This is a genomic window from Achromobacter sp. ACM03 (genome assembly GCF_014851665.1).
Classification (GTDB): Bacteria; Pseudomonadota; Gammaproteobacteria; order Burkholderiales; family Burkholderiaceae_B; genus Achromobacter; species Achromobacter aegrifaciens.
Genome location: NZ_JACVAD010000005.1, coordinates 306,492 through 326,548, shown reverse-complemented (window position 1 = coordinate 326,548; position 20,057 = coordinate 306,492). Strand labels below are relative to the sequence as shown.

General features: G+C 65.1%; 20 protein-coding genes and 4 tRNA genes. 11 read left to right on the top strand and 13 right to left on the bottom strand.

The window, feature by feature from the left end:
• Nucleotides 1-98: 98 nt before the first annotated feature.
• Nucleotides 99-1,067, top strand: coding sequence for a tripartite tricarboxylate transporter substrate binding protein (locus IB257_RS23245; protein WP_054453146.1), 969 nt, complete (start codon nt 99-101; stop codon nt 1,065-1,067).
• Complete coding sequence (locus IB257_RS23240) at nt 1,064-2,704, top strand: FAD/NAD(P)-binding protein (RefSeq protein ID WP_192492886.1); 1,641 nt, start codon at nt 1,064-1,066, stop codon at nt 2,702-2,704. Before IB257_RS23245 ends, IB257_RS23240 begins: the two co-directional genes overlap by 4 nt.
• Here the strand turns inward: IB257_RS23240 and IB257_RS23235 are convergent.
• The 3 genes from IB257_RS23235 to IB257_RS23225 all read right to left on the bottom strand — a co-directional run bounded on the left by IB257_RS23235 (nt 2,613) and on the right by IB257_RS23225 (nt 4,915).
• Nucleotides 2,613-3,377, bottom strand: a complete 765-nt coding sequence (locus IB257_RS23235) for an IclR family transcriptional regulator (protein WP_082400883.1) — start codon at nt 3,375-3,377, stop codon at nt 2,613-2,615. The genes IB257_RS23240 and IB257_RS23235 overlap by 92 nt on opposite strands.
• 61 nt (nt 3,378-3,438) lie before the next feature.
• On the bottom strand, nt 3,439-4,065 hold the full coding sequence (locus IB257_RS23230) for a cysteine dioxygenase (protein WP_119450048.1): 627 nt from the start codon (nt 4,063-4,065) through the stop codon (nt 3,439-3,441).
• A 238-nt stretch (nt 4,066-4,303) separates the two neighbouring features.
• Nucleotides 4,304-4,915, bottom strand: a complete 612-nt coding sequence (locus IB257_RS23225; protein WP_192492885.1) for a hypothetical protein — start codon at nt 4,913-4,915, stop codon at nt 4,304-4,306.
• A 186-nt stretch (nt 4,916-5,101) separates the two neighbouring features.
• Here IB257_RS23225 and IB257_RS23220 point away from each other — a divergent pair, with 186 nt between their 5' ends.
• The 3 genes from IB257_RS23220 to IB257_RS23210 all read left to right on the top strand — a co-directional run bounded on the left by IB257_RS23220 (nt 5,102) and on the right by IB257_RS23210 (nt 6,500).
• On the top strand, nt 5,102-5,704 hold the full coding sequence (locus IB257_RS23220; RefSeq protein WP_192492884.1) for a helix-turn-helix domain-containing protein: 603 nt from the start codon (nt 5,102-5,104) through the stop codon (nt 5,702-5,704).
• A 122-nt stretch (nt 5,705-5,826) separates the two neighbouring features.
• Nucleotides 5,827-6,054 (top strand): hypothetical protein, encoded by a 228-nt coding sequence (locus IB257_RS23215; protein ID WP_054453154.1) that lies wholly within the window; start codon nt 5,827-5,829, stop codon nt 6,052-6,054.
• A 215-nt stretch (nt 6,055-6,269) separates the two neighbouring features.
• Complete coding sequence (locus IB257_RS23210) at nt 6,270-6,500, top strand: DUF3079 domain-containing protein (RefSeq protein ID WP_054453156.1); 231 nt, start codon at nt 6,270-6,272, stop codon at nt 6,498-6,500.
• A gap of 89 nt (nt 6,501-6,589) precedes the next feature.
• On the opposite strand, the gene IB257_RS23205 is transcribed toward IB257_RS23210, so the two are convergent.
• Nucleotides 6,590-6,666: transfer RNA gene (locus IB257_RS23205), tRNA-Arg, on the bottom strand.
• 336 nt (nt 6,667-7,002) lie between these two features.
• On the opposite strand from IB257_RS23205, the gene IB257_RS23200 reads away from it, so the two are divergent.
• The 3 genes from IB257_RS23200 to IB257_RS23190 all read left to right on the top strand — a co-directional run bounded on the left by IB257_RS23200 (nt 7,003) and on the right by IB257_RS23190 (nt 10,091).
• On the top strand, nt 7,003-7,692 hold the full coding sequence (locus IB257_RS23200; protein WP_054453158.1) for a DUF3313 domain-containing protein: 690 nt from the start codon (nt 7,003-7,005) through the stop codon (nt 7,690-7,692).
• 81 nt (nt 7,693-7,773) lie between these two features.
• A complete protein-coding gene (locus IB257_RS23195) occupies nt 7,774-9,216 on the top strand; it encodes a DUF1254 domain-containing protein (protein WP_192492883.1) in 1,443 nt (480 codons plus the stop codon).
• A 98-nt stretch (nt 9,217-9,314) separates the two neighbouring features.
• Nucleotides 9,315-10,091 carry a hypothetical protein gene (locus IB257_RS23190; protein WP_054453162.1) on the top strand — a complete coding sequence of 259 codons (777 nt, stop codon included), beginning with the start codon at nt 9,315-9,317 and terminating at the stop codon, nt 10,089-10,091.
• An 80-nt stretch (nt 10,092-10,171) separates the two neighbouring features.
• On the opposite strand, the gene IB257_RS23185 is transcribed toward IB257_RS23190, so the two are convergent.
• From IB257_RS23185 to cysS, 9 genes are all read right to left on the bottom strand, one after another.
• A tRNA-Arg gene (locus IB257_RS23185) sits at nt 10,172-10,248 on the bottom strand.
• Between the two features lie 90 nt (nt 10,249-10,338).
• Nucleotides 10,339-10,415 (bottom strand) — tRNA-Arg (locus IB257_RS23180).
• A gap of 100 nt (nt 10,416-10,515) precedes the next feature.
• Complete coding sequence (mnmH, locus tag IB257_RS23175; protein ID WP_054453163.1) at nt 10,516-11,580, bottom strand: tRNA 2-selenouridine(34) synthase MnmH; 1,065 nt, start codon at nt 11,578-11,580, stop codon at nt 10,516-10,518.
• A 140-nt stretch (nt 11,581-11,720) separates the two neighbouring features.
• A tRNA-Ser gene (locus tag IB257_RS23170) sits at nt 11,721-11,813 on the bottom strand.
• Nucleotides 11,814-11,900: 87 nt separating this feature from the next.
• Nucleotides 11,901-13,166, bottom strand: coding sequence for an aspartate kinase (locus IB257_RS23165; RefSeq protein WP_054453165.1), 1,266 nt, complete (start codon nt 13,164-13,166; stop codon nt 11,901-11,903).
• A gap of 141 nt (nt 13,167-13,307) precedes the next feature.
• On the bottom strand, nt 13,308-14,282 hold the full coding sequence (gene tilS / locus IB257_RS23160; RefSeq protein ID WP_370540121.1) for a tRNA lysidine(34) synthetase TilS: 975 nt from the start codon (nt 14,280-14,282) through the stop codon (nt 13,308-13,310).
• 151 nt (nt 14,283-14,433) lie between these two features.
• Complete coding sequence (locus tag IB257_RS23155; protein ID WP_042794478.1) at nt 14,434-15,399, bottom strand: acetyl-CoA carboxylase carboxyltransferase subunit alpha; 966 nt, start codon at nt 15,397-15,399, stop codon at nt 14,434-14,436.
• Nucleotides 15,400-15,435: 36 nt separating this feature from the next.
• Nucleotides 15,436-16,080 (bottom strand): DNA-3-methyladenine glycosylase, encoded by a 645-nt coding sequence (locus IB257_RS23150; protein ID WP_054453697.1) that lies wholly within the window; start codon nt 16,078-16,080, stop codon nt 15,436-15,438.
• Between the two features lie 20 nt (nt 16,081-16,100).
• A complete protein-coding gene (cysS, locus tag IB257_RS23145; RefSeq protein WP_175164063.1) occupies nt 16,101-17,555 on the bottom strand; it encodes a cysteine--tRNA ligase in 1,455 nt (484 codons plus the stop codon).
• A gap of 351 nt (nt 17,556-17,906) precedes the next feature.
• On the opposite strand from cysS, the gene IB257_RS23140 reads away from it, so the two are divergent.
• The 3 genes from IB257_RS23140 (at nt 17,907) to IB257_RS23130 (ending at nt 20,000) form a co-directional block, all read left to right on the top strand.
• Nucleotides 17,907-18,590: a tetratricopeptide repeat protein gene (locus tag IB257_RS23140; protein ID WP_054453172.1), complete on the top strand. Its 684-nt coding sequence runs from the start codon at nt 17,907-17,909 to the stop codon at nt 18,588-18,590.
• 134 nt (nt 18,591-18,724) lie between these two features.
• Entirely contained in the window at nt 18,725-19,234 is a 510-nt protein-coding gene (locus IB257_RS23135) for a peptidylprolyl isomerase (RefSeq protein ID WP_042794482.1), read from the top strand.
• Nucleotides 19,227-20,000 carry a UDP-2,3-diacylglucosamine diphosphatase gene (locus IB257_RS23130; RefSeq protein WP_088141681.1) on the top strand — a complete coding sequence of 258 codons (774 nt, stop codon included), beginning with the start codon at nt 19,227-19,229 and terminating at the stop codon, nt 19,998-20,000. Before IB257_RS23135 ends, IB257_RS23130 begins: the two co-directional genes overlap by 8 nt.
• The last annotated feature ends 57 nt before the right edge of the window (nt 20,001-20,057 follow it).

Sequence of the window (20,057 nt, the reverse complement as noted above, 5' to 3'; positions counted from 1 at the left end):
TAAATCATTTATTGATACTTGAATCCTATATTTTAGGATTTTAAAAAAGGGCCGAGACGCTGCATAGGACGGCCCGCACCGACACCAAGGAGACTTCCATGAAAAAAATGTGGCGCATTGCCCTGACGGGCATGGTGCTGGCTTTGGCAGGCGGCGCGGCCGCGGCCGACAACTGGCCGACGAAACCCGTGCGCATGGTGGTCCCTTTCCCGCCCGGCGGCGCGACGGACGCGGCCGCGCGCATCTATGCGCAGCACCTGGGCGACTACCTGGGACAGAGCGTGGTGGTGGAAAACAAGGCGGGCGCGGGCGGAGAGATCGGCGCCGAGTACGTGGCCAAATCGCCCGCCGACGGCTACACCCTGCTGATGGGCGCCGTGGGCAGCCACGCAATCCATGCCGCCATGCCCGACAAGCCCGGCTACGACTTCGGCACCGCCTTCGTCGGCGTGTCGATGGCCACCAGCATGCCCATGGCCGTGGCGGTGAACAGCAGCAAGATTTCCGCGAAGAACGTGCAGGAGCTGATCGCCCTGGCCAAGAGCAAGCCCGGCACCATCACCTTTGGTTCGGCCGGCCCCGGCACGTCCCAGCACATGGCAGGCGAACTCTTCCAGGTCGTCACCGGCACCCGGCTCATGCACGTGCCGTATCGCGGCAGCGGCCCCGCCATCACCGACCTGCTGGGCGGGCAGATCGACATGGTGATCGAAACGCTGCCGGCGCTGCTGCCCCAGGTCGCGACCGGCAAGATCCGCCTGCTGGGCGTCACCACCGCCACGCGCGCCACGGCGCTGCCGGACCTGCCCACGCTCGCCGAGCAGGGCGTAAAGGACTACTCGGTCGCGACCACCTACGCGCTGCTGGCTCCCGCGGGCACGCCGCCCGCCGTGGTGGAGAAGCTCTCGGCCGGCATGCAGAAGGCGGCGGCCATGGCTTCCGTGCAGCAGGCCGCACAGAAGCTGGGCGCCGACGCCGTGGCCACCACGCCCGCCGATACCAGCCGCGTGCTCAAGCAGGAAGTCGCCCGCTGGGCCGACGTGGTGCGCTTGTCGGCGGCCAAATGACGGCGCCCGACACGACACCGCAAGCGGCGGACCTGGCCATCGTCGGCGGCGGCTCGGTGGCGGTCAGCTTCCTCTATCAATTCCTGCTTTCGCTGGAACCTGCCGCTGGACGAGCGCTGACGATCGCGCTGTTCGAGCCGCAGGCCGAACCGGGCGCGGGCGAGGCCTACCAGGAGGATCTGCCCAGCAACCTGCTCAACATTCCCGCCGGCAACATGTCGGCGCGGGCCGATCACAGGATGGATTTCGTGGACTGGCTGCGCGCCCAGGATCCCGCCTGGCTGCGCGCGCAGGGCGCGGACTCGATAGCGCCAGCGGACTTCCTGCCGCGCCCGCTGTTCGGCGCCTACATGCGCGCAGTCTACGGACGGGCTTGCGGGCTAGCCCGCGCGCTGGGCATCACGCTCACGCACGTGCGCGGCCGGGTCCGCCGCGTGGCGCCGCTGCCTGGCGGAGGCGTGGGGGTCGAAGCGGAACCGGGTTCGCCCTTCCTGGCGCGTTACGCCGTGCTGTGCAACGGCAACCTGCCTTCGCAGGCGTTTCCGGAATTACGCGATGCGCCCGGCTACTTCAACAGCCCCTACCCGGTCCAGGCGCTGACCCGCGGCATCGCCGCCGACGCGCCGGTCTGCATCATCGGCACCAGCCTGAGCGCCGTGGACGCCATCGCCGCCTTGCAACAGACGGCCCATCGCGGCCCCATCCTGTGCGTATCGCGCAATGGCCGCCTGCCTTCCGTGCGCAGCCCCAGCAACCGCGCGCCGGACACGCTGCAACAACTGAGCCCGGAGGGCGTTCCGCGCCTGGCCGCCAGGCATGGAGGCGCACTGTCGCTGGACATCATCGTCACCGCGCTCCAGGAAGAAGTCCTGGCGCTGGGCGGCAGCCTGGAAACCGCGGACGTGTTCGGCATGGAGGGCGAGGCCCACGTCGCACTGGACGAGGAGATACGTCGGTCCGGCCAGGCCCCGCGCCCGTGGCAGGCGGTGGCGGCCGCCACCAATGCCGCCGTCGACCTGATCTGGCATCTCCTGCCGCAAGCCGAGCGCAGCCGCTTCCAGTCGCAATGGCGTTCGCTGTGGATGGCGCGGCGCGCCACCTTTCCGATGCGCAACGCATTGAAGCTGCAAGCCCTGTTCCAGAACGGCCAGCTGCAGGTCTGTGGCGGTTATCTGGACAGCCGCCACGATAGCGTCAGCGGCCTGTTCCACACGCGCTTGCGCGACGCGACGGGTGCCGTCTGCACTCATGCCAGCCGCTATCTGATCAATGCCACCAGCTTCTCGGTGGACACGCCGCGCACGCAGGACCCGCTGGTGTCCGCGCTATTGCGCGAGGGCCATGCGCAGCCCGATCCCCATGGCGGCCTGGCGCTGGACTATGCCACGGGATGCCTCAAGAACGCCGCAGGCGGGATCGAGCCGGATATCTCGGTGTTGGGTAGCCTCGCGGGCGGCACGTACTTCTGGACTACGTCCATGGATGTCAATGCGCGGCTGGCCCGCGATCAGGCGCAGCGCATCAGCGCGGTGCTGGCGCGGCCCGCTACTGGTCCAGATAGCCCCGGCGATAGCCCATCCCCTGCGAGATGGACTGGGCACAGGCAGCCACGTCCGGCGCCAGCTGCTTCATCCTAGCGGCGCTCAGGCGGTCCAGCGGACCGGAGATGCCGATGGCGGCCACGGGCTGGTCCAGGCTGTTGAACAAGGTCACGGCCAGCCCGCCCACGCCTTCGCGCCATTCGCCGCGATTGACCGCATAGCCGGTGCGGGCGATCTTGCGCAGTTCGTCCTTCAAGAGCGGCATGGACACGATGGTCGACGGCGTATGACGCACGAGCTTGTCGGCGTAGCGCTCGACATAGCCTTCCGGCTGGTAGGCCAGCAACGCCTTGCCCGTGGCGACGGCATAGGCGGGCGCGCGTCCGCCCACCATCGAATAGGCGCGTATCGGCTGGGGGCTGTCGATCTTGTCGACGTAGACCACGTCGAAACCGTCGAGCACGGAAAGGTGCACGGTTTCGCCGGTCTGGTCGGCCAGCGTGCGCATGTAGGGCGCGGCCAGCTTGCGCACGTCCAGTTGGGCAAGCTGACGCGCCGCCAGCTCGAACAGCCGGACCGCGCCGCGATAGCCGCCGCCGTCATCGTCCTTGGTCACATAGCCCGCATGTATCAGCGTCTGCAAGGTGCGGTGCGTGTTGCTGCGAGTCAGTCCGACCCGGGCGGCCAGCGCATCGATGGTGCGCGGCGGATTGTCCACGTCGGTCACCGCCTCCAGCACCATCAGACCTTTGAGCAGCGTCTTGTCCATTTTTTGTTTTCCTAATATTTAGGACAAGAAAATAGCATGGGACGCCGCGCGCGAACAGACCCTAGCGTGCGCCCCCGGCAATGGCGGCCCGCACAGCTTCCGAGCGGTCCCACAGGTTCGGCAAGCTGGCCGACGAATACCCCGACACGAAAGGCTTGGCCTGCCCGGTCGCGGGGTCATACACATGGCGCGACACGGCGCCGATGTTGCCGCCGTAGAGATGCACGCTGATCGATACGCGGTCCGCGTGGGCATTGGAGACCCGGTGGATGTCGCCTTCGGCGGGCGACAGGCGTTCTATGTCGCCCGGCTGCAAAGTGGTCGCGGCGCCCGCAGGCGCGACGCTGCCGTCCTTGCCGCGGACATAGCGTTGATTGACCTCGGCCCCGCGCAGCATGCCCACATAGCCCCAGACCTCGTGATCATGCACCGGCGTGAACTGGCCCGGCCCCCACACGAAACTCACCAGCGAAAAGCGCTCCAGGGGATCGCAGTGCAGCAGATACTGCTGGTAGTACTGCGGATGGGGCGCGGTACAGGCCTCGGGCAGCCAATCATCGTGGCGCACCAGATCGGCGAACGCGGCCTGCAGCTCCGGCGTCTGTGCCAGGCCCGTGGGCGTGGCCAACCGGGTCGCGGCGGCGATGAAGCGGCGCAGCCTGTCCAGGCCGCCTTGAGATTCGGGCATTGCGTCTCTCCATGAATTCTGGAAATCCCAGATTGAAAAAATAGTATCCACGATTCAGGACAGACGCGCATGCTTGCCCCTGCCGCTACCCAGGTAATCGCGCTTGGCTATTCTTGACAGGCCCCGGGCCGCGCGAGCAGCGTATCGGACTGGCGGCAAGATTGAAAATGAAAAGCACGCATCTCGATATTCCTCCAGCGCCGCCGCGGCGCGCGTGCAGGCAGCGAGGGCTTCGGCGTCACCACTTGCAGCCCCGATCCGTAACGGTATCCGCCAACAGAAGCGGCAAGGCCAGCAAGCCCATGTCCGCATGGGCGTTCTTGCATGGCGGCCGCGCGCTCTTGGCGATGCCGCGCGCGAGCTCGGATTGTTCGACCGGCGCTTTGGGTCCGAGTCGCACGACGGGCTCGCCACGTGCGCGCGGCATGCCCGCCGCTTGCGCATCTTCGGGGCGCCAACCGAAATCGCGCGAAAGATCCGCAGCGCCCGACGGTGGCACGGGTGTCCTGTCCAGCCTCGGCGCGGATGGCGCGGGTGTCCTGCGCGCGCCGGATCGTTGCCCTGCAGCCACGGCCGGCGACGGCGTGTCGACGCGGGCAGGCTGAGCAGGCGCCGATCCGGACGCAGGCTCGTCCTTCGCCGGCTGTTCCTGTGGCAGGGGCGGCGACCGGGCGGGCAACAGATCCACGTAGAACGGCAATTCCGGCGCGCGCGCTGCGGGCTCTATCCGGTCGCGCCACCACAGCCCCGCCACCATCGCATGCAGCGCGCACGACGCCAGCACGGCCCACCACGCCGCCCTGCTCGCGCGCGGTCGCGCATCCACGATTCCAGCCGCGGCCAGAGACATCGGCAACACTCGGACAGTACGCCCAAAACCCCAGGCAACGCGGCGATGATAGCCTCGCGCGGCGTGAAGATTTGTGAAGATGTTGAGGGCTGATGTGGCGCACAATCATCCGCTCAAGTCAGGCGAGGGGAAACCCCAAATCCCACCACCCGCACCCCGGGATACAGTGGCGGGATAGGTTTGGCCGTGGAGATTATCATTCCGTTTTCCTGGAGACTTCCCGACGTATTCGTGCGCTCGCCAGACGGTGTCTTGCACCGCGTGGTGCGCCACGCCACGACCGCGGAAACCATCGCCCAACTCGAGAGCATGCCCAGCAACTATCACCTGGACTGCGAGTGCATGCTCGACAACGGTGAAGCCCTGCATTGGATCGGCGACAACCAGTATCGCCAATTGAACGGCGGCGCCATTTTCACCGCCGAAATCGCTACCACCACGCCTCGCGGCGATTCCCGCAAGAGCGCTGCCGCCAAGAGCAGCCTGCGCGACGCCCGCAGAAAATCCGCCCCGCGCAAAACACCCGCGCAGGGGCAGAGTCATTTACCATTAGCTGTCGTCAATCTAAAAACCGGCAACGACTGGAGCCTGATACGCGCCTGGCGTGAGCATCTCAAAATCAGCACCGCTGATATGGCTGCACGACTGGGGGTGGACCACTCCATCTATATCGAACTGGAACGGCCGCGCCCGCGGCCCAGGCAGGTTATCCTGGACCGCGTATCCGAAGCCCTGGGCGTCACTCCCGACCAGCTCGACGATTCATCGTTTGGAGGGCACCTTCATTAGCGCCTGATGCGGGAACATCAAGCTTCCCGCCCTGGCATACTGAAGTGCCTGAACGACTTTGGCGCCGTATATCCAATGGCCCGCGCATGGAGGTATCGCATATGCTCGGCACCGCAAGACGATTGACCGACGTCCTCGCCACCGCGCCGGACGGCACGCTCTACCGCATTGAACGATTCGTCTCAGACCCCGACGCGTATTCCGCGCTGGGCACCTCGCGCTTCGATCCGAAGACGCATTGCGTATGCCGCACCAGCACGGGCGAAAAAGTCGCGTGGCTGGGCGGACAGACCTACCAGCTGCTCAAGAGCGGCACATCCTTGACGGCGGTGGACCGACGACGCCATTAGGCGCATGAGACCGGCGCCGCGCCTCACCGGGCGGCGCTTTCTCCACCCCAATTCCCCAGAACCGCGGCCCGACGCGCAATACTGCGCGCATCGGGCCGCAGGCTCTGCGCTTGAGCCAGATCAAGGAATTTCGGGCGCGCCCGGCAGTACGCTGGACATATATCCGGAAAGATCGGCGCCGCCATCGCGGCGCCCTCCGTCAACAGGCATTTCGCATGGCCAAGAAGTTTCCCTTGCACCCGAAGCACCCCGAACGCATATGCTGGGGCTGCGACCGCTATTGCGCCACCGACTCGATGGCCTGCGGCAACGGGTCCGGCCGCACCATGCATCCCGCAGAGACCCTGGGAGACGATTGGTACACGGTTGGAGACTGGGGATTCGACGACGAAGATGACAAGGCCCGAGACCAGGTCCGGGCCGCGGAACCAGCCTCCACGCACTGAAGCGCAATCCGCGCCGCAAAACAAAAAGGCCTTCGATCGAAGATCAAAGGCCTTTCCGTTTTCTTTCCATTTCATCCAAGCAAGAAGCTTGGCGCGCCCGGCAGGATTCGAACCTACGACCCCCTGGTTCGTAGCCAGGTACTCTATCCAGCTGAGCTACGGGCGCTCCGAAAGAGGCGTGTTTATACCATGAAAAATTAAGGGTGCGCAAATCGGACAGGCCGAAGCCTGTGTCCGCGCCGCGTCCGAATCACGCGCCCGCGATTCGTGGCCCGCCTCGGCCGCGCGATTCCTTCCACAAAACGCGCACAAAGGGAATAGTTCAGAAAGCCCGGTTCACTCGTCCGCGTTGCGAAATTTCACGCTTGGAAAAATAATTGGTTTCCTGTGCATATAGGACAAAAAATGCGCCCACGAGCGGAGAAGCAGCTTTTGCACAGGACCTCTCGCCGACGCCTGCAGTCGGGGCTCTCCTGCCCCCCATCTGTCAGAAGGAACTTGCATGGACACCAAGAATTCCTCGGGCGCGTTCGTTCTGGGCCTCGCTGCCGCGATCCTGGCCACAGGCTGTTCCACCGCTCCAAAAACAACGGAGTCCGGCTTCCTGTCGGATTACTCGCTTCTGCACCAGATGCCCGCCCCCGACGGCGGAACCCGCCTGGTCTACCTGAATCCTGATTTCAACGCGTCTCGCTATGCCGCGGTGTGGCTTGATCCGATCGAGTACTACCCGGAGCCTCAGCCATCCGCGGACGTTTCCATGGAAACCCTCACGGAGATACGCATGGCGGTCAACGAGACGCTGCGGCGCAAGGTCGGCGAACAGGTGAGGCTGGTCGATCGCGCCGGGCCCGGCGTCGCCCGTATCCGCATCGCCATCACCGCGGTGGGAACCTCGGAGCAGGCGCTGCGAGCCTATCAATACATTCCCGTCGCGTTGGTAATGACCGAGGCCCGCGCCGCCATGGAAGGAGGCATGGCGCGCAACGCCAGCGTCGCCATCGAGTCGCGGGTCACGGACAGTATGTCGGATGAATTGCTGTATGCGTCCGTGCGGGGTGGCACGGGCGAAAAGGTCGCCAACGCCACCCAGGGCGCGGGCGGCGTCCGCCTGTCCAAACTGCAGCCGCTGATCGATGAATGGACCTCGGGCGCAGCCCGGGAAATCGGCAAGTACGTACGACAACGCTAGAGCAAGGCATCTCGCGGCACAGCTTGGCCTGTGCCGCGGCACTTCGTGATTTTCAACCCATGAGTCCGTTGGAGTGATCCTATGAAGCTAACGCGCCGCACATTGAATGCAGGTGGTCTTGCTCTGCTCGCAACCAGCGCCCTGGGCGCCGCCGCCCGGGCCGCCGATGGCCTGATCGCGGATCTGCCCGAAGGCGACGAGCAGTTCGGACTGGCGACCGATGTCTACATCTACGCCTATCCCCTGGTGACCATGGAGATGACCAGAAGAGTCATCACCAACGTTGCGGAGCCCAAGGGCACGCGAGCGCCGATGGGGAATCTCATCAAGCTGCGCCAGTATCCCGACGCCAAGTTCCGCGACGTGACCGCGCCGAACGCCGACACGCTGTACACCACTTCCTTCTTTGACGTCGGCGACGAACCCTGGGTCGTCAGCCTTCCCGACATGAATGGACGCTATGCCCTGTTTCCGATGCTGGACGGTTGGACGACGGTGTTCGATGTGCCTGGCAAGCGCACCACGGGCACGGGTGCGCAAACCTTCGTGGTCAGCGGCCCCGGATGGGAGGGCTCGATTCCGCAAGGCATGGTCCAGTACAAATCTCCCACCAGCATCGTGTGGCTGCTGGGCCGCATCTACTGCACCGGCACGCCGGAAGACTATGCGCAAGTGCACAAGCTGCAGGACGAAGTGAAGCTCTGTCCCTTGAGCGCATGGGGCAAGGACTGGACTCCGCCCGCGGGCAAGGTCGACCCTGCGATAGACATGAAGACCTCGGTGCGCGAACAGGTCAACAACATGGACGCGGTCGAGTACTTCAGCTTGTTTGCGCAGCTGCTCAAGCGCAATCCGCCCAGTGCCGCCGACGCGCCCATCGTCGCGAAGATGGCTTCGATAGGCATCGTGCCAGGACAGGACTTCGACAAGAGCAAGCTCGACCCCGACATTGCGAAGCGCGTTCCGCAGGTGGGCTTCGGACGCATCATGACGCACTTCAAGTCCAGCGGCGGCGACATCCAGGACGTGGATGGCTGGGGCTTCACGACCAAGACGGGCATATACGGCACCAACTACCTCCAACGGGCGCTGGTCACCGCGATCGGCCTGGGCGCCAACCGCCCCCAGGACGCCGTTTATCCCACGTCCCTGAAGTCAGACACCGGCGCCATCAAGCGCACCTACAACGGCTCGGAGAAGTACGTGCTGACCTTCAAGAAGGGGCTTACGCCGCCAGTGTCGGGCTTCTGGTCGCTGACGATGTATGACGCGCGCTACTTTTTCGTCGACAACCCGCTGAACCGCTACTCGATCAGCGCGCGCCAGCCCCTGAAGGCCAAGCCCGACGGCTCGATCGACCTGCTCATACAGCATGAATCGCCCGGACCGGACATGGAGTCGAACTGGCTGCCTGCGCCCAAGGGCCCATTCATCCTGATGATGCGTCTTTACTGGCCCAATGAAAGCAACCCGTCGATCATCGACGGCTCCTGGACCATCCCTCCCGTAAGACGGGTCACCTGATACCTGGGTTACGCCGCACCGGCCCCTGGCCGGTTTTGCGCTCACCGCAGGCGTGATGGATGCGATTCATCACGCCTGCCGTTTGGGGAGGGTTTGCAATGAAAAAGAAAATCATGGGCTGCCTGATCTGCGGGCTGCTGCAAGCCGGGACTGCGCTGGGCGCCGAAGCGGAGCCCGCTTCCGCAGCGGGTACCGTGCCTTCGAACGAATGGCAATTCTCGGTCACGCCCTACTTCTGGGCTGCCGGCCTCTCCGGCAAGGTATCCCATTCGCGCTCGCCCGTCATCGACATCCACTCGGACTTCGACGAGCTGTTCGATAACCTCGACTTCGGCGCGATGCTCATCGGCGAGGCGCGCAAAGGACGCTACAGCGTATTCGGCGACCTGATCTACACCAAGATCGGCACACAGGGAGATACGCCGCGCGGCATCCTGGCCTCCAGTGCGGACGTAAAGGCATCCACGTTCGCGGGACTGCTCGGCGTCGGCTATTCCTTGCTGGAAAATTCACCGCATCAGCTGGACGTCGTCGCAGGCCTGCGCGTCTGGTCGGTCGACACCGACATCACGCTCAAGGGCTCGCACCTGAACGGCAGAACGCGCAGCGACGGCGCCACCTGGGTCGACGGCCTGGTGGGCGTGCGCGGAAACTACATGCTGAGCTCAAAGTACTACATCACCGGCTGGGGCCTGATCGGCGCGGGCGGCGCAGAAGCGGATTGGGATGTCGGCCTGGGTCTCGGCTACAACTTCAGCAAGAATGTCTCGGCGGCGATAGGCTATCGCGCAGTGGGCGTGGACTACAGCAGCGGCGGCTTCAAGTTCGACGCCGTGCTGCAAGGGCCGATGGCGGGCCTGACAATCCGCTTCTAGATGGCGGCGCAAAACAAAAAGGCCTTCGATACGAGATCAAAGGCCTTCCCATTTTCTTTGCTGTATTGGCCAAGTGAACTTGGCGCGCCCGGCAGGATTCGAACCTACGACCCCCTGGTTCGTAGCCAGGTACTCTATCCAGCTGAGCTACGGGCGCTCCGGCAAAGAGGCAAAATTATATCAGAAAATCTTGCCGTTTTTACTGCGTTTGTTTTTACTGCGTTTTCTACTGCACTTACTTCAAACTTGGCGCGCCCGGCAGGATTCGAACCTACGACCCCCTGGTTCGTAGCCAGGTACTCTATCCAGCTGAGCTACGGGCGCATTCGCGTTTGAAAGCAAGCCTTGAATAATAGCGTTATTTCGTGAAGCGCGCAAGTTGGGCACCGATTTATCCGACCACGGCGCCCGCGATGAACCGCAGTCAGGCGGCGTCCGCCCTTGCATCCATTCTTGCCAGCAACGCCCTCGCCTGCTCCACCACGTCGCCGTCATTGGGCCTGAATTCCAAGCGCAGCGCCTGCGGCAATTGCGTGAAGTGCGCATGGCAACTGCGCGCATAGGCCGGATCGTAGTGCCGGTCTATGAGTTCCTGCGCCAGCTCGGCGCGCGCGCCGCTGTCGACCAAGGCCAGCCAGCCGTTCACGCGCTCGCGGCTGTGCAGGCCGATCATGCGCTGAAGCTGCGCCTTGAACGTTGCAGGGTCGTCGAACAGATGGGCGTAGTCCTGCTGCAGAAAGGCCGCGCGATCCTCGCGGCTGGAACGGACCTCGATGCAGGGGCTCGCATGCACCGCCTTCAATAGCGCGGCGGGCAGCGCGACCGCGCCGATCTTGCGGCTCTCCGCTTCGACGAACACCGGCCGCGACGCATCGAACGCCCGCAAGCTCTGAGCAAGCCGCGTGTCGAAACCCTTTTGCGAGGGCTGCGCAACACCGGCCCAGGCGCCCAGCAGCGACCCGCGATGCGCGGCCAGGCGCTCCAGGTCCAGCGTCTGCGCGCCGGCCTCTCCCAATGCATTCAACAAGCGCGTCTTGCCGCTGCCAGTGGGCCCGGCCAGCACGATGTAGCGCAAGCCCGCGGGCAGGCTTTCCAGCGCGTCCAGCGTGGCCTGCCGATAGGTCTTGTAGCCGCCGTCCAGCTGCCGCGCGCGCCACCCGATCATGTTGAACATCGTCGTCATGGAGCCGGAACGCGTGCCCCCGCGCCAGCAATAGATCAACGGGCGCCAACCCTGGCGCCGATCGGCAAAGGTCGTATCCAGATGCGCGGCAATATTGCGCGCCACCAGCGCCGCACCGACGCGCGAGGCCTCGAAGGGCGAGACCTGCTTGTACAGCGTGCCCACCACCACGCGCTCTTCATTGCTCAGCACCGGCGCGTTGATCGCGCCGGGAATATGGTCATCGGCGAATTCGAGCGGCGTGCGCACATCGATGACTTCATCGAAATCGTTCAGCCGGTCTAGCGTGGCAAGCAGGTGTTTCAAGGGATCTGCGCCTGGAAGGGAATCAGCGATTTTCTCATGCGGCGCAGACCCGCCGCGAGCCCATGAAAAAACCCGCAATCACTTGCGCGATTGCGGGTTTTTTATCTCCGGTGCTGACCGAAGCCAGATCGGAGAGAATCTGGCGGAGATGGTGGGATTCGAACCCACGATGCAGTTTTTAGCCACATACTCCCTTAGCAGGGGAGCCCCTTCAGCCTCTCGGGCACATCTCCGAAGAGAACGAGATTCTAGCACGACTTTTTTCACTCTTGCCCGCTATCGGGCACTCATTGCAAAAAAAATCGTGCCGGAGTCTTGAATCAGGCCTTTTCGGCAGGCGCCTGGTCCAGGCCGAAGGCCTTGTGCAGCGCGCGCACGCCCAATTCCATGTACTTGTCGTCGATGATCACCGAGGTCTTGATCTCGCTGGTGCTGATCATCTGGATGTTGATGCCTTCTTGCGAAAGCGTCTGGAACATCAGGCTGGCCACGCCCACGTGCGAGCGCATGCCGATGCCGACGATGGAAACCTTGGCGACCTTCTCGTCGGTGGACAGTTCACGCGCGCCCACGGCGGGGATGACTTCGCGCTTGAGCAGATCAACGGCGCGGGCGAATTCGTTGCGGTTGACCGTGAACGAGAAGTCGGTCGTGCCAGCCACGGACTGGTTCTGCACGATCATGTCGACGTCGATGTTGGCGGCGGCGACCGGGCCCAGGATCGAGAAGGCGATGCCGGGCTTGTCCGGAACGGCCAGCAAGGTGATTTTGGCTTCGTCGCGGCTGAAGGCGATGCCGGAGACAACGGCGGCTTCCATTTTTTCGTCTTCCTCAAAAGTAATCAGCGTGCCCGAGACCATTTCTTCTGCGAGCGGGATAAGCGGGTCGGTCAGCGAGGACAGGACCCGGACCGGCACACGGTATTTGCCGGCGAATTCAACCGAACGGATTTGCAGGACCTTGGAGCCCAGCGATGCCATTTCCAGCATTTCCTCGAAGGAAACGACGGCCATGCGGCGCGCTTCGGGCACCACGCGCGGATCGGTCGTGTAGACGCCGTCCACGTCGGTGTAGATCAGGCATTCGTCGGCCTTGATGGCGGCCGCCACGGCCACGGCCGAGGTGTCGGAACCGCCGCGGCCCAGCGTGGTGATGTGGCCTTCCGGGTCAACGCCCTGGAAGCCCGTAACGATGACCACGCGGCCGGCGTCCAGATCGGCGCGGATGCGCTCGTCGTCGATCGACGAGATGCGCGCCTTGGTGAACGACGAATCGGTGCGCACAGGCACTTGCCAACCGGCATAGCTGCGCGCCGGCACGCCTTCGGCCTGCAGCGCGATGGCCAGCAGGCCGCTGCTGGCCTGTTCGCCGGTGGCGGCGATCATGTCGAGCTCGCGGCTGTCGGGCTGCGGCGTAATCTCGCGCGCCAAGCCGAGCAGGCGATTGGTCTCGCCCGCCATCGCCGACGGAACAACGACAACCTGGTGGCCGGCAGCGTGCCACTTCGCGACGCGACGCGCCACGTTCTTGATGCGCTCGACCGAGCCCATCGAAGTACCGCCATATTTGTGAACGATCAGGGACATCTCGTACTCTGGCTGGGAACCCGCCGCAAAAGGTTGACGGGCAAAGCCGTATATTCTAGCGCGGCGGTAAAAATTTGCGCAGCTTGTGCAAAATTCTGTCCACAGCGCGATTATTTGGGGACATTGGCGGCGCTGATCCGCTTATTCCCGGGGTTCGACCCAGACCCTGCCCCGGTGGCAGCGGATGACGTGGCCAGCCTGTTCCACCCGCAACTGGCGGTCATGGCCCAGGCTGTGCAACCCGCGCAGCTGACGCAGCAGATCGCGCATCCTGGCGTCGGTCGGCATGCGGGCGCCATTGCGTTCCAGCCAATGGCGCAACACGTGCGCCTGCCGCGCCTCGGACAGCCCGCGCCACGCCTGCAGCGAAAAGCTGGCGCCGTCATCAGAAGGATCGAGCGCGGCGAAATCCTCCCGCGCCACCTCGTCCAAGATCTCCGCCGCCTCGCCCATGTGGCGCGCGTGGCGCGCGACGATGGCGCGCCATCCGGGCCAGCGGGCATCGAGCGCCGGCGCCAGCAGCTCGCGCAGGGCAGCCCGGGTGTAGTGCGGATCGGTATTGGTGGGGTCCTGCACCGGACTCCAGCCGCTGGCTTGCGCCACCTCGTCCGCCGCATGCAGGATCGCCTCGCGGCCGATTTCCAGCCAGGGTCGCAGGTAGACCAGCCCATCGCGCCGGGACAGCGGCGCCATGGCTGCCATGCCGACCAGCCCGGTGCCGCGCAGCAGACGCAGCAGGACGGTTTCGGCCTGGTCGTTGCGATGATGGGCCAACAGGATATGCGTCACGCCCTGCTCTCGCGCCAATTGCGCCAGTGCGGCGTAGCGGGCGTCGCGCGCGGCCGCCTCGATGCCCTTGCCCGCGGCCTGCGCCACCTCCACGCGCGCCACCGACAGCGGCAGCGCGAGCATGTCCGCCAGCGTGCGCGCATGCTGCGTCCATGCGTCGGCGGCGTCCTGCAAGCCGTGGTGCACATGGAACAACGCCAGATCCATGCCGAGTTCTCGCGCCACGGGAGCCGCGTGCACGGCCAGCATGGCCGAATCGGCGCCGCCGCTCAACGCCACGGCGATGCGCGCCGGACGCTCGGGCAAGGCCAGCAAGGCGCGGCGCAAGGCCGCGGCAAGCTCGGCCGACACGGGAAGGGAATGAACTACGCCCGCCGAGGCCCGATGCGGAGGATCGGACGCTGGGCGGGCGTTCATGGCGGGATGGCGCGTGGCGCTAGGCCGCGGCGCCGGCGGGGATGCCGGCGCGCTGCCTGCTTCAGGCGCGCACTTCCTGGTAGGCGCCGTAGGACAGCAGGCGCTGGACGCGCTGCTCCACGAGCTGCTCGGGCGTCATGCCCTGGAGCTGGCGCAGGGCATCGCCCAGCGCGCGGCGCAACAGGCGGGCCATGACGCGCGGGTCGCGATGGGCGCCGCCCACCGGTTCGTTGACCACGCGGTCCACCAGGCCCAGGTCCTTCAGGCGCGGCGCGATGATGGCCAGGGCCTCGGCGGCTTCGGGCGCCTTGTCGGCGCTGCGCCACAGGATCGAGGCGCAGCCTTCCGGAGAAATCACGGCGTAGGTCGCGTACTGCAGCATCAGCACGGCATTGCCCACGGCGATGGCCAGGGCGCCGCCCGAGCCGCCTTCGCCGATGATGGTGCAGATCACGGGGACCTTGAGCTCGGCCATGGCATAGAGGTTGTGGCCGATGGCTTCGGACTGGCCGCGCTCTTCGGCGCCGATGCCGGGATAGGCGCCCGGGGTGTCCACGAACGTGAACACGGGGATGCCGAATTTCTCGGCCAGGCGCATCAGCCGCAGGGCCTTGCGATAGCCTTCCGGACGCGGCATGCCGAAATTGCGCGCGGCGCGTTCCTTGGTGTCGCGTCCCTTCTGGTGGCCGATGACCATGCAGGGCGTGCCGTTGAAGCGCGCCAGGCCGCCCACGATGGACTGGTCGTCGGCGTACATGCGGTCGCCGTGCAGCTCATGGAAGTCGGTGAACATTTCGCGCACGTAGTCCAGCGTGTAGGGACGCTGGGGATGGCGGGCGACCAGGGCCGTCTGCCAGGGCGTGAGCTTGGCGTAGATTTCCTTGGCCAAGGTCTGGCTCTTCTGCTGCAGACGTCCGATCTCGTCGGAGATGTCTACGGCCGAATCGGCCTGCACGTAGCGCAGCTGCTCGATCTTGTTTTCAAGCTCGGCGAGCGGTTGTTCGAATTCCAGAAATGTATTGCGCATGTAGTGTGGTTCCGTAGATGGGCTGCCTGGCTTGCGTCAGTATTGGACCGGAGTCGGATCCAGACTGCGCCACAGATACCAGGTCGCCACGGTACGCCAGGGTTGCCACGCCAACGAGACTTCGCGAGCCTCGAAGCGAGAGACAGGCTCGCCGCTGAAATAGTGTAGCGAGATTGCCTTGAGCAACCCAGGATCATCCAGCGGCAGGACATCAGGCCGCTGCAGATTGAAAATCAAAAACATCTCCGCCGTCCAGCGGCCTATGCCGCGGATGGCGGTCAATTCGGAAATGACGGCTTCGTCGTCCATTGCCGCCCATTTCTCGGGATGGACCCGGCGTTCGCCGAAATGCACGGCCAGGTCCAGCACGTACTCGGCCTTGCGCTGCGACAGCCCCGCCGCGCGCAGGCCCTCCAGGCCGACGCGCAGCACGGCGACGGGCGTCGGGCGCTTGCCCACGGCCTCGATGAACTGGGTCCAGACGGTGTCGGCCGCCTTGCTGGACACCTGCTGCCCGATGATCGCCCGCGCCAGCGTCACGAAAGGCGTGCCGCGCGAAGTCAGCCAGACTTCGGGATGCTGGGGAATGATCTTTTTCAGGATGCGGTCGCGCCGCATCAGGTGGGCTACGGCGGCTTCCCAGTACTCGGGCTTGGGAATCTCGAGGTCGACGGTGGACATGGCGGGCGGGTCCTGCGGGTTCAAGCGCGACGCCATTGCGTCACGCCGCCCGGCTTGTCGTCGAGTTCAATACCGGCTTCGCGCAGTTCCGCACGGATGCGGTCGGCTTCGGCGAAGTTGCGGGCGGCCTTGGCGGCCGCGCGCGCGTCGATCAGGGACTGGATGGCCTCGGCGTCCAGCGCACGGCGCTCGCCCTGCTCCATGGCGGCCGCCGAATAGCGCGTGGGCGACTGGAAATAGGCCGCGGGATCCTGCTGCAGCAGGCCCAGCAGGGACGCCAGCGCCTTCAACTGGCCGGCGCTGCGCGCGCTCTTGTTGCGGTTGGCGTCGGAGGCCAGTTCGAACAAGGCCGCGACCGCGCCCGAGCTGTTGAAGTCGTCGTCCATGGCCGCCTTGAAGGCCTGGGCCTGCGGCTCGTTCCAGTCGATGCCCTGCGTGTCGGCGGGCACATTCTGAAGCGCCTGGTACAGGCGGTCGAGCGCGTTCTGCGCGTCGATCAGGTTGTCCGGCGTGTAGTTCTGCGAGCTGCGGTAATGGTTGCGCACGATGAAGAAACGCACCATCTCCGCTTCGCGCGGGTTGACGCGGTAGACGGCCTGATCGGCCGCCGGTTCTTCCTGGGCGATGGTCTGGCGGATGGTGCGGAAATTGCCCAGGGACTTGGACATCTTGTCCGAGTCGACCATGAGCGGGCCGCAGTGCATCCAGATGTTGGCCAGCGCGCCACCGAAAGCGCCCTCGGTCTGGGCGATCTCGTTTTCATGGTGCGGAAATTTCAGGTCCGGACCGCCGCCGTGAATGTCCAGCGGCAGGCCCAGCAGCGACTTGCTCATGGCCGAGCACTCGATGTGCCAGCCCGGACGGCCCAGGCCATACGGCGATTCCCACTTGGTGTCGGCAGGCTCGTCGGCCTTGGCGGACTTCCACAGCACGAAATCCAGCGGATCGCGCTTGGCCGAACCCACGGCCACGCGCTCGCCGGCGCGCAGGTCATCCAGCGTCTTGCCGGACAGCTTGCCGTAGCCGGGAAAGCCGCGCACGGCGTAGTTCACGTCGCCGTCGTCGGCCTGGTAGGCCAGGCCGTTCTGCTCGAGCTTGCCGATGATGTCCAGCATCTCGCCGACGTACTCGGTCGCGCGCGGTTCGCGGTCCGGCGTCTGGACGCCCAGCGCACGCTCGTCGGCGTGCATGGCGTCGATGTAGAAGTCGGTGACTTCGCCGATGCGGCGGCCGGTCTCGACGGCGCGGCGGATGATCTTGTCGTCGATGTCCGTGATATTGCGCACATAGTCGACCGCCAGTCCGCTGGCGCGCAGCCAGCGCTGCACGACGTCGAACGACACCAGCATGCGGGCGTGGCCCAGATGGCAGAAGTCATAGACGGTCATGCCACACACGTACATGCGCACCTGACCAGCCTGGGCCGGCTTGAACGGTTCTTTGGTACGCGACAACGTGTTGTAGATTTGCAGCATGGCGCTTATAGGCTTTATCTAAGTTTTCCGTGGCGGTTGCGGAAAGTTGCTGCCGAAGGAAAATACCTTCGGCGCGTGCCGCCGGGTCGGATTCCAATCCCGCCGATTTCGGTCCTGCGATTTCGGTCCCGCGGTTTCGATCCCGATCTCTGCCTCGGGCCATAATCCCACTGGCGCCGACCGCCCCGAACCCGCATTCCGAGCCCGCATTCCATCAACGATATCCCGGGGCTTCGTCCCCGATGTCGAGCCAAAACTCAACCGGGGCTAAAATGGCGGTCGTCAAGTATAGCAAGCGGCCCGGTCGCGCGCGTAAGCGTCGGCCTGCCAAGACTTTTAACGGATGCCCAAGTGACTATCAAGCCGCGCTTTCGCGTCGCCCTGCTCGCCCTGGCCCTTGCGGGCGCGCCGGTTGGAGCCTCTCTGGCCCAGTCGATGGCCGGCGGCGGGGGAACCAACCCCAACGCCAGCCGCACCACCCTGGACCCCATCCCGCCCGAGGGTGGCTGGGACAGTCTGGCCAAGCTGCTGGAAGCCGCCAAGCCCAGCGTCGACACCCGCCTGACGCCCTCGGCCTCGCAGATCACGACTTACATCGAGCGCCTGCTGAACCACGGCGACAACGAAGAAGCGCTTGCCATGATCGAAAAGCGCCAGGAACAGATCAAGGACCAGCGCGGCACCGACGTGCAACTGATGTTCCAGCACGCCCGCGCGCTGGCGGCCCTGAACCGCACCAACGAAGCCATCGACGTCTACACCGAGATGACCAACCGCTTTCCGGAGCTGCCGGAACCTTGGAACAACCTGGGGGCTCTATATGCAGGGCGCGGCGAACTCGACCGCGCACAGGACGCCCTGTCGATGGCCCTGCGCGCCGATCCCAACTATGCCGCCGCCCGCGCCAATATGGGCGATCTGCAGCTTCTGCAGGCCTTGAACACCTACAAGAAGGCCGCCCGCGATGGCGTGCCCGGCATGCAGGAAAAGGTCCGCGAAGTCGAAACCATGCTGAAGGATAAACACGGCAAATGATGTCCCGCTACTCCCCCCTACACCTGCTGCGCCTGACGGCGTGCTCGTTCGCGCTGGCTGCATTCGCCCCAGCGCTCGTCAGCGCCGCCCCCGCGGCCAATTCCTCCACCTCCACCTCTGAAGGCACAAAAGCCATGAGCACCAACCCCCGCGTCAAGCTCCAAACGAACCAAGGCGACATGGTCATCACCCTGGATGCCGCCAAGGCGCCCAAGACCGTCGAAAACTTCCTGACCTACGTCAAGGAAGGTTTCTACAACGGCACGGTGTTCCATCGCGTGATCGATGGCTTCATGATCCAGGGCGGCGGCTTTGAGCCCGGCATGAAGCAGAAGCAGACCCATGCCCCCATCGAAAACGAGGCCAACAACGGCCTGAAGAACGACAAGTACACCCTGGCCATGGCCCGCACTAGCGATCCGCACTCGGCCACGGCGCAGTTCTTCATCAACGTGTCCAACAACGACTTCCTGAACTTCACCGCGCCCACGCCCAACGGCTGGGGCTATGCCGTGTTCGGCACCGTGACCGAAGGCACGGACGTGGTCGACAAGATCAAGGGCGTGAAGACCGGCAACAAGGGCTTCCACCAGAACGTCCCGAACGAAGACGTGATCATCGAGAAGGCCGAAGTTCTTGAATAAGATCGCGCTGTCCGGCCCCATCTGGCTGGCATCCGACCTGCATCTGGGACCGGCCACGCCGGCCACCTCGGAGGCCTTTCTGGCCTTCCTGGAGGCCGCGCGGGAGGAAGCCGGCGCCCTGCTGCTGCCGGGCGACATCTTCGACGCCTGGATCGGCGACGACGTGATCCGCGCCGCGCCGCCGTGGCTCGCCACGGCGCTGACGGCGCTGCGCGACACCGCCAGCCGGATTCCGGTCTGGCTGGGCCGCGGCAACCGCGACTTCCTCATCGGGGAAGAACTGGCCCAGGCCCTGGGCGCCAAGCTGCTGCCCGAACCGGCGCTGCTGGAAACGGATTACGGGCAAATCCTGCTGACCCATGGCGACGAGTTCTGTACGGACGATGCCGCCTACCAGCAGTTCCGCAAGATGGTCCGCGATCCGCGCTGGCAGGCCGAATTCCTGGCCAAGACGATCCCCGAACGCCTGGCGATGGCGCAGCAGGCCCGCGGCGAAAGCCAGGCCGCCAACCAGATGAAGTCCATGGAGATCATGGACGTCAACGCCGCCGCCATTGAATCCGTCTTCCGCGAGACGGGCGTGCGCGTGCTGGTGCATGGCCACACCCATCGCCCCGCCCGCCACGTGTTGGAAGTGGACGGCAAGAAGCGCGAGCGCTGGGTCCTGCCCGACTGGGACTGCGACCACGTGTCGCCCGCCCGCGGCGGCTGGCTGGTCATCGACCAGGACGGCCTGCAGTTCTACGACCTGGAAACGGAAGCGTAGCCCTCGGGCGCACCGTGACGGAAAACAGCAAGGGCCGCGCAAGCGGCCCTTGTCATT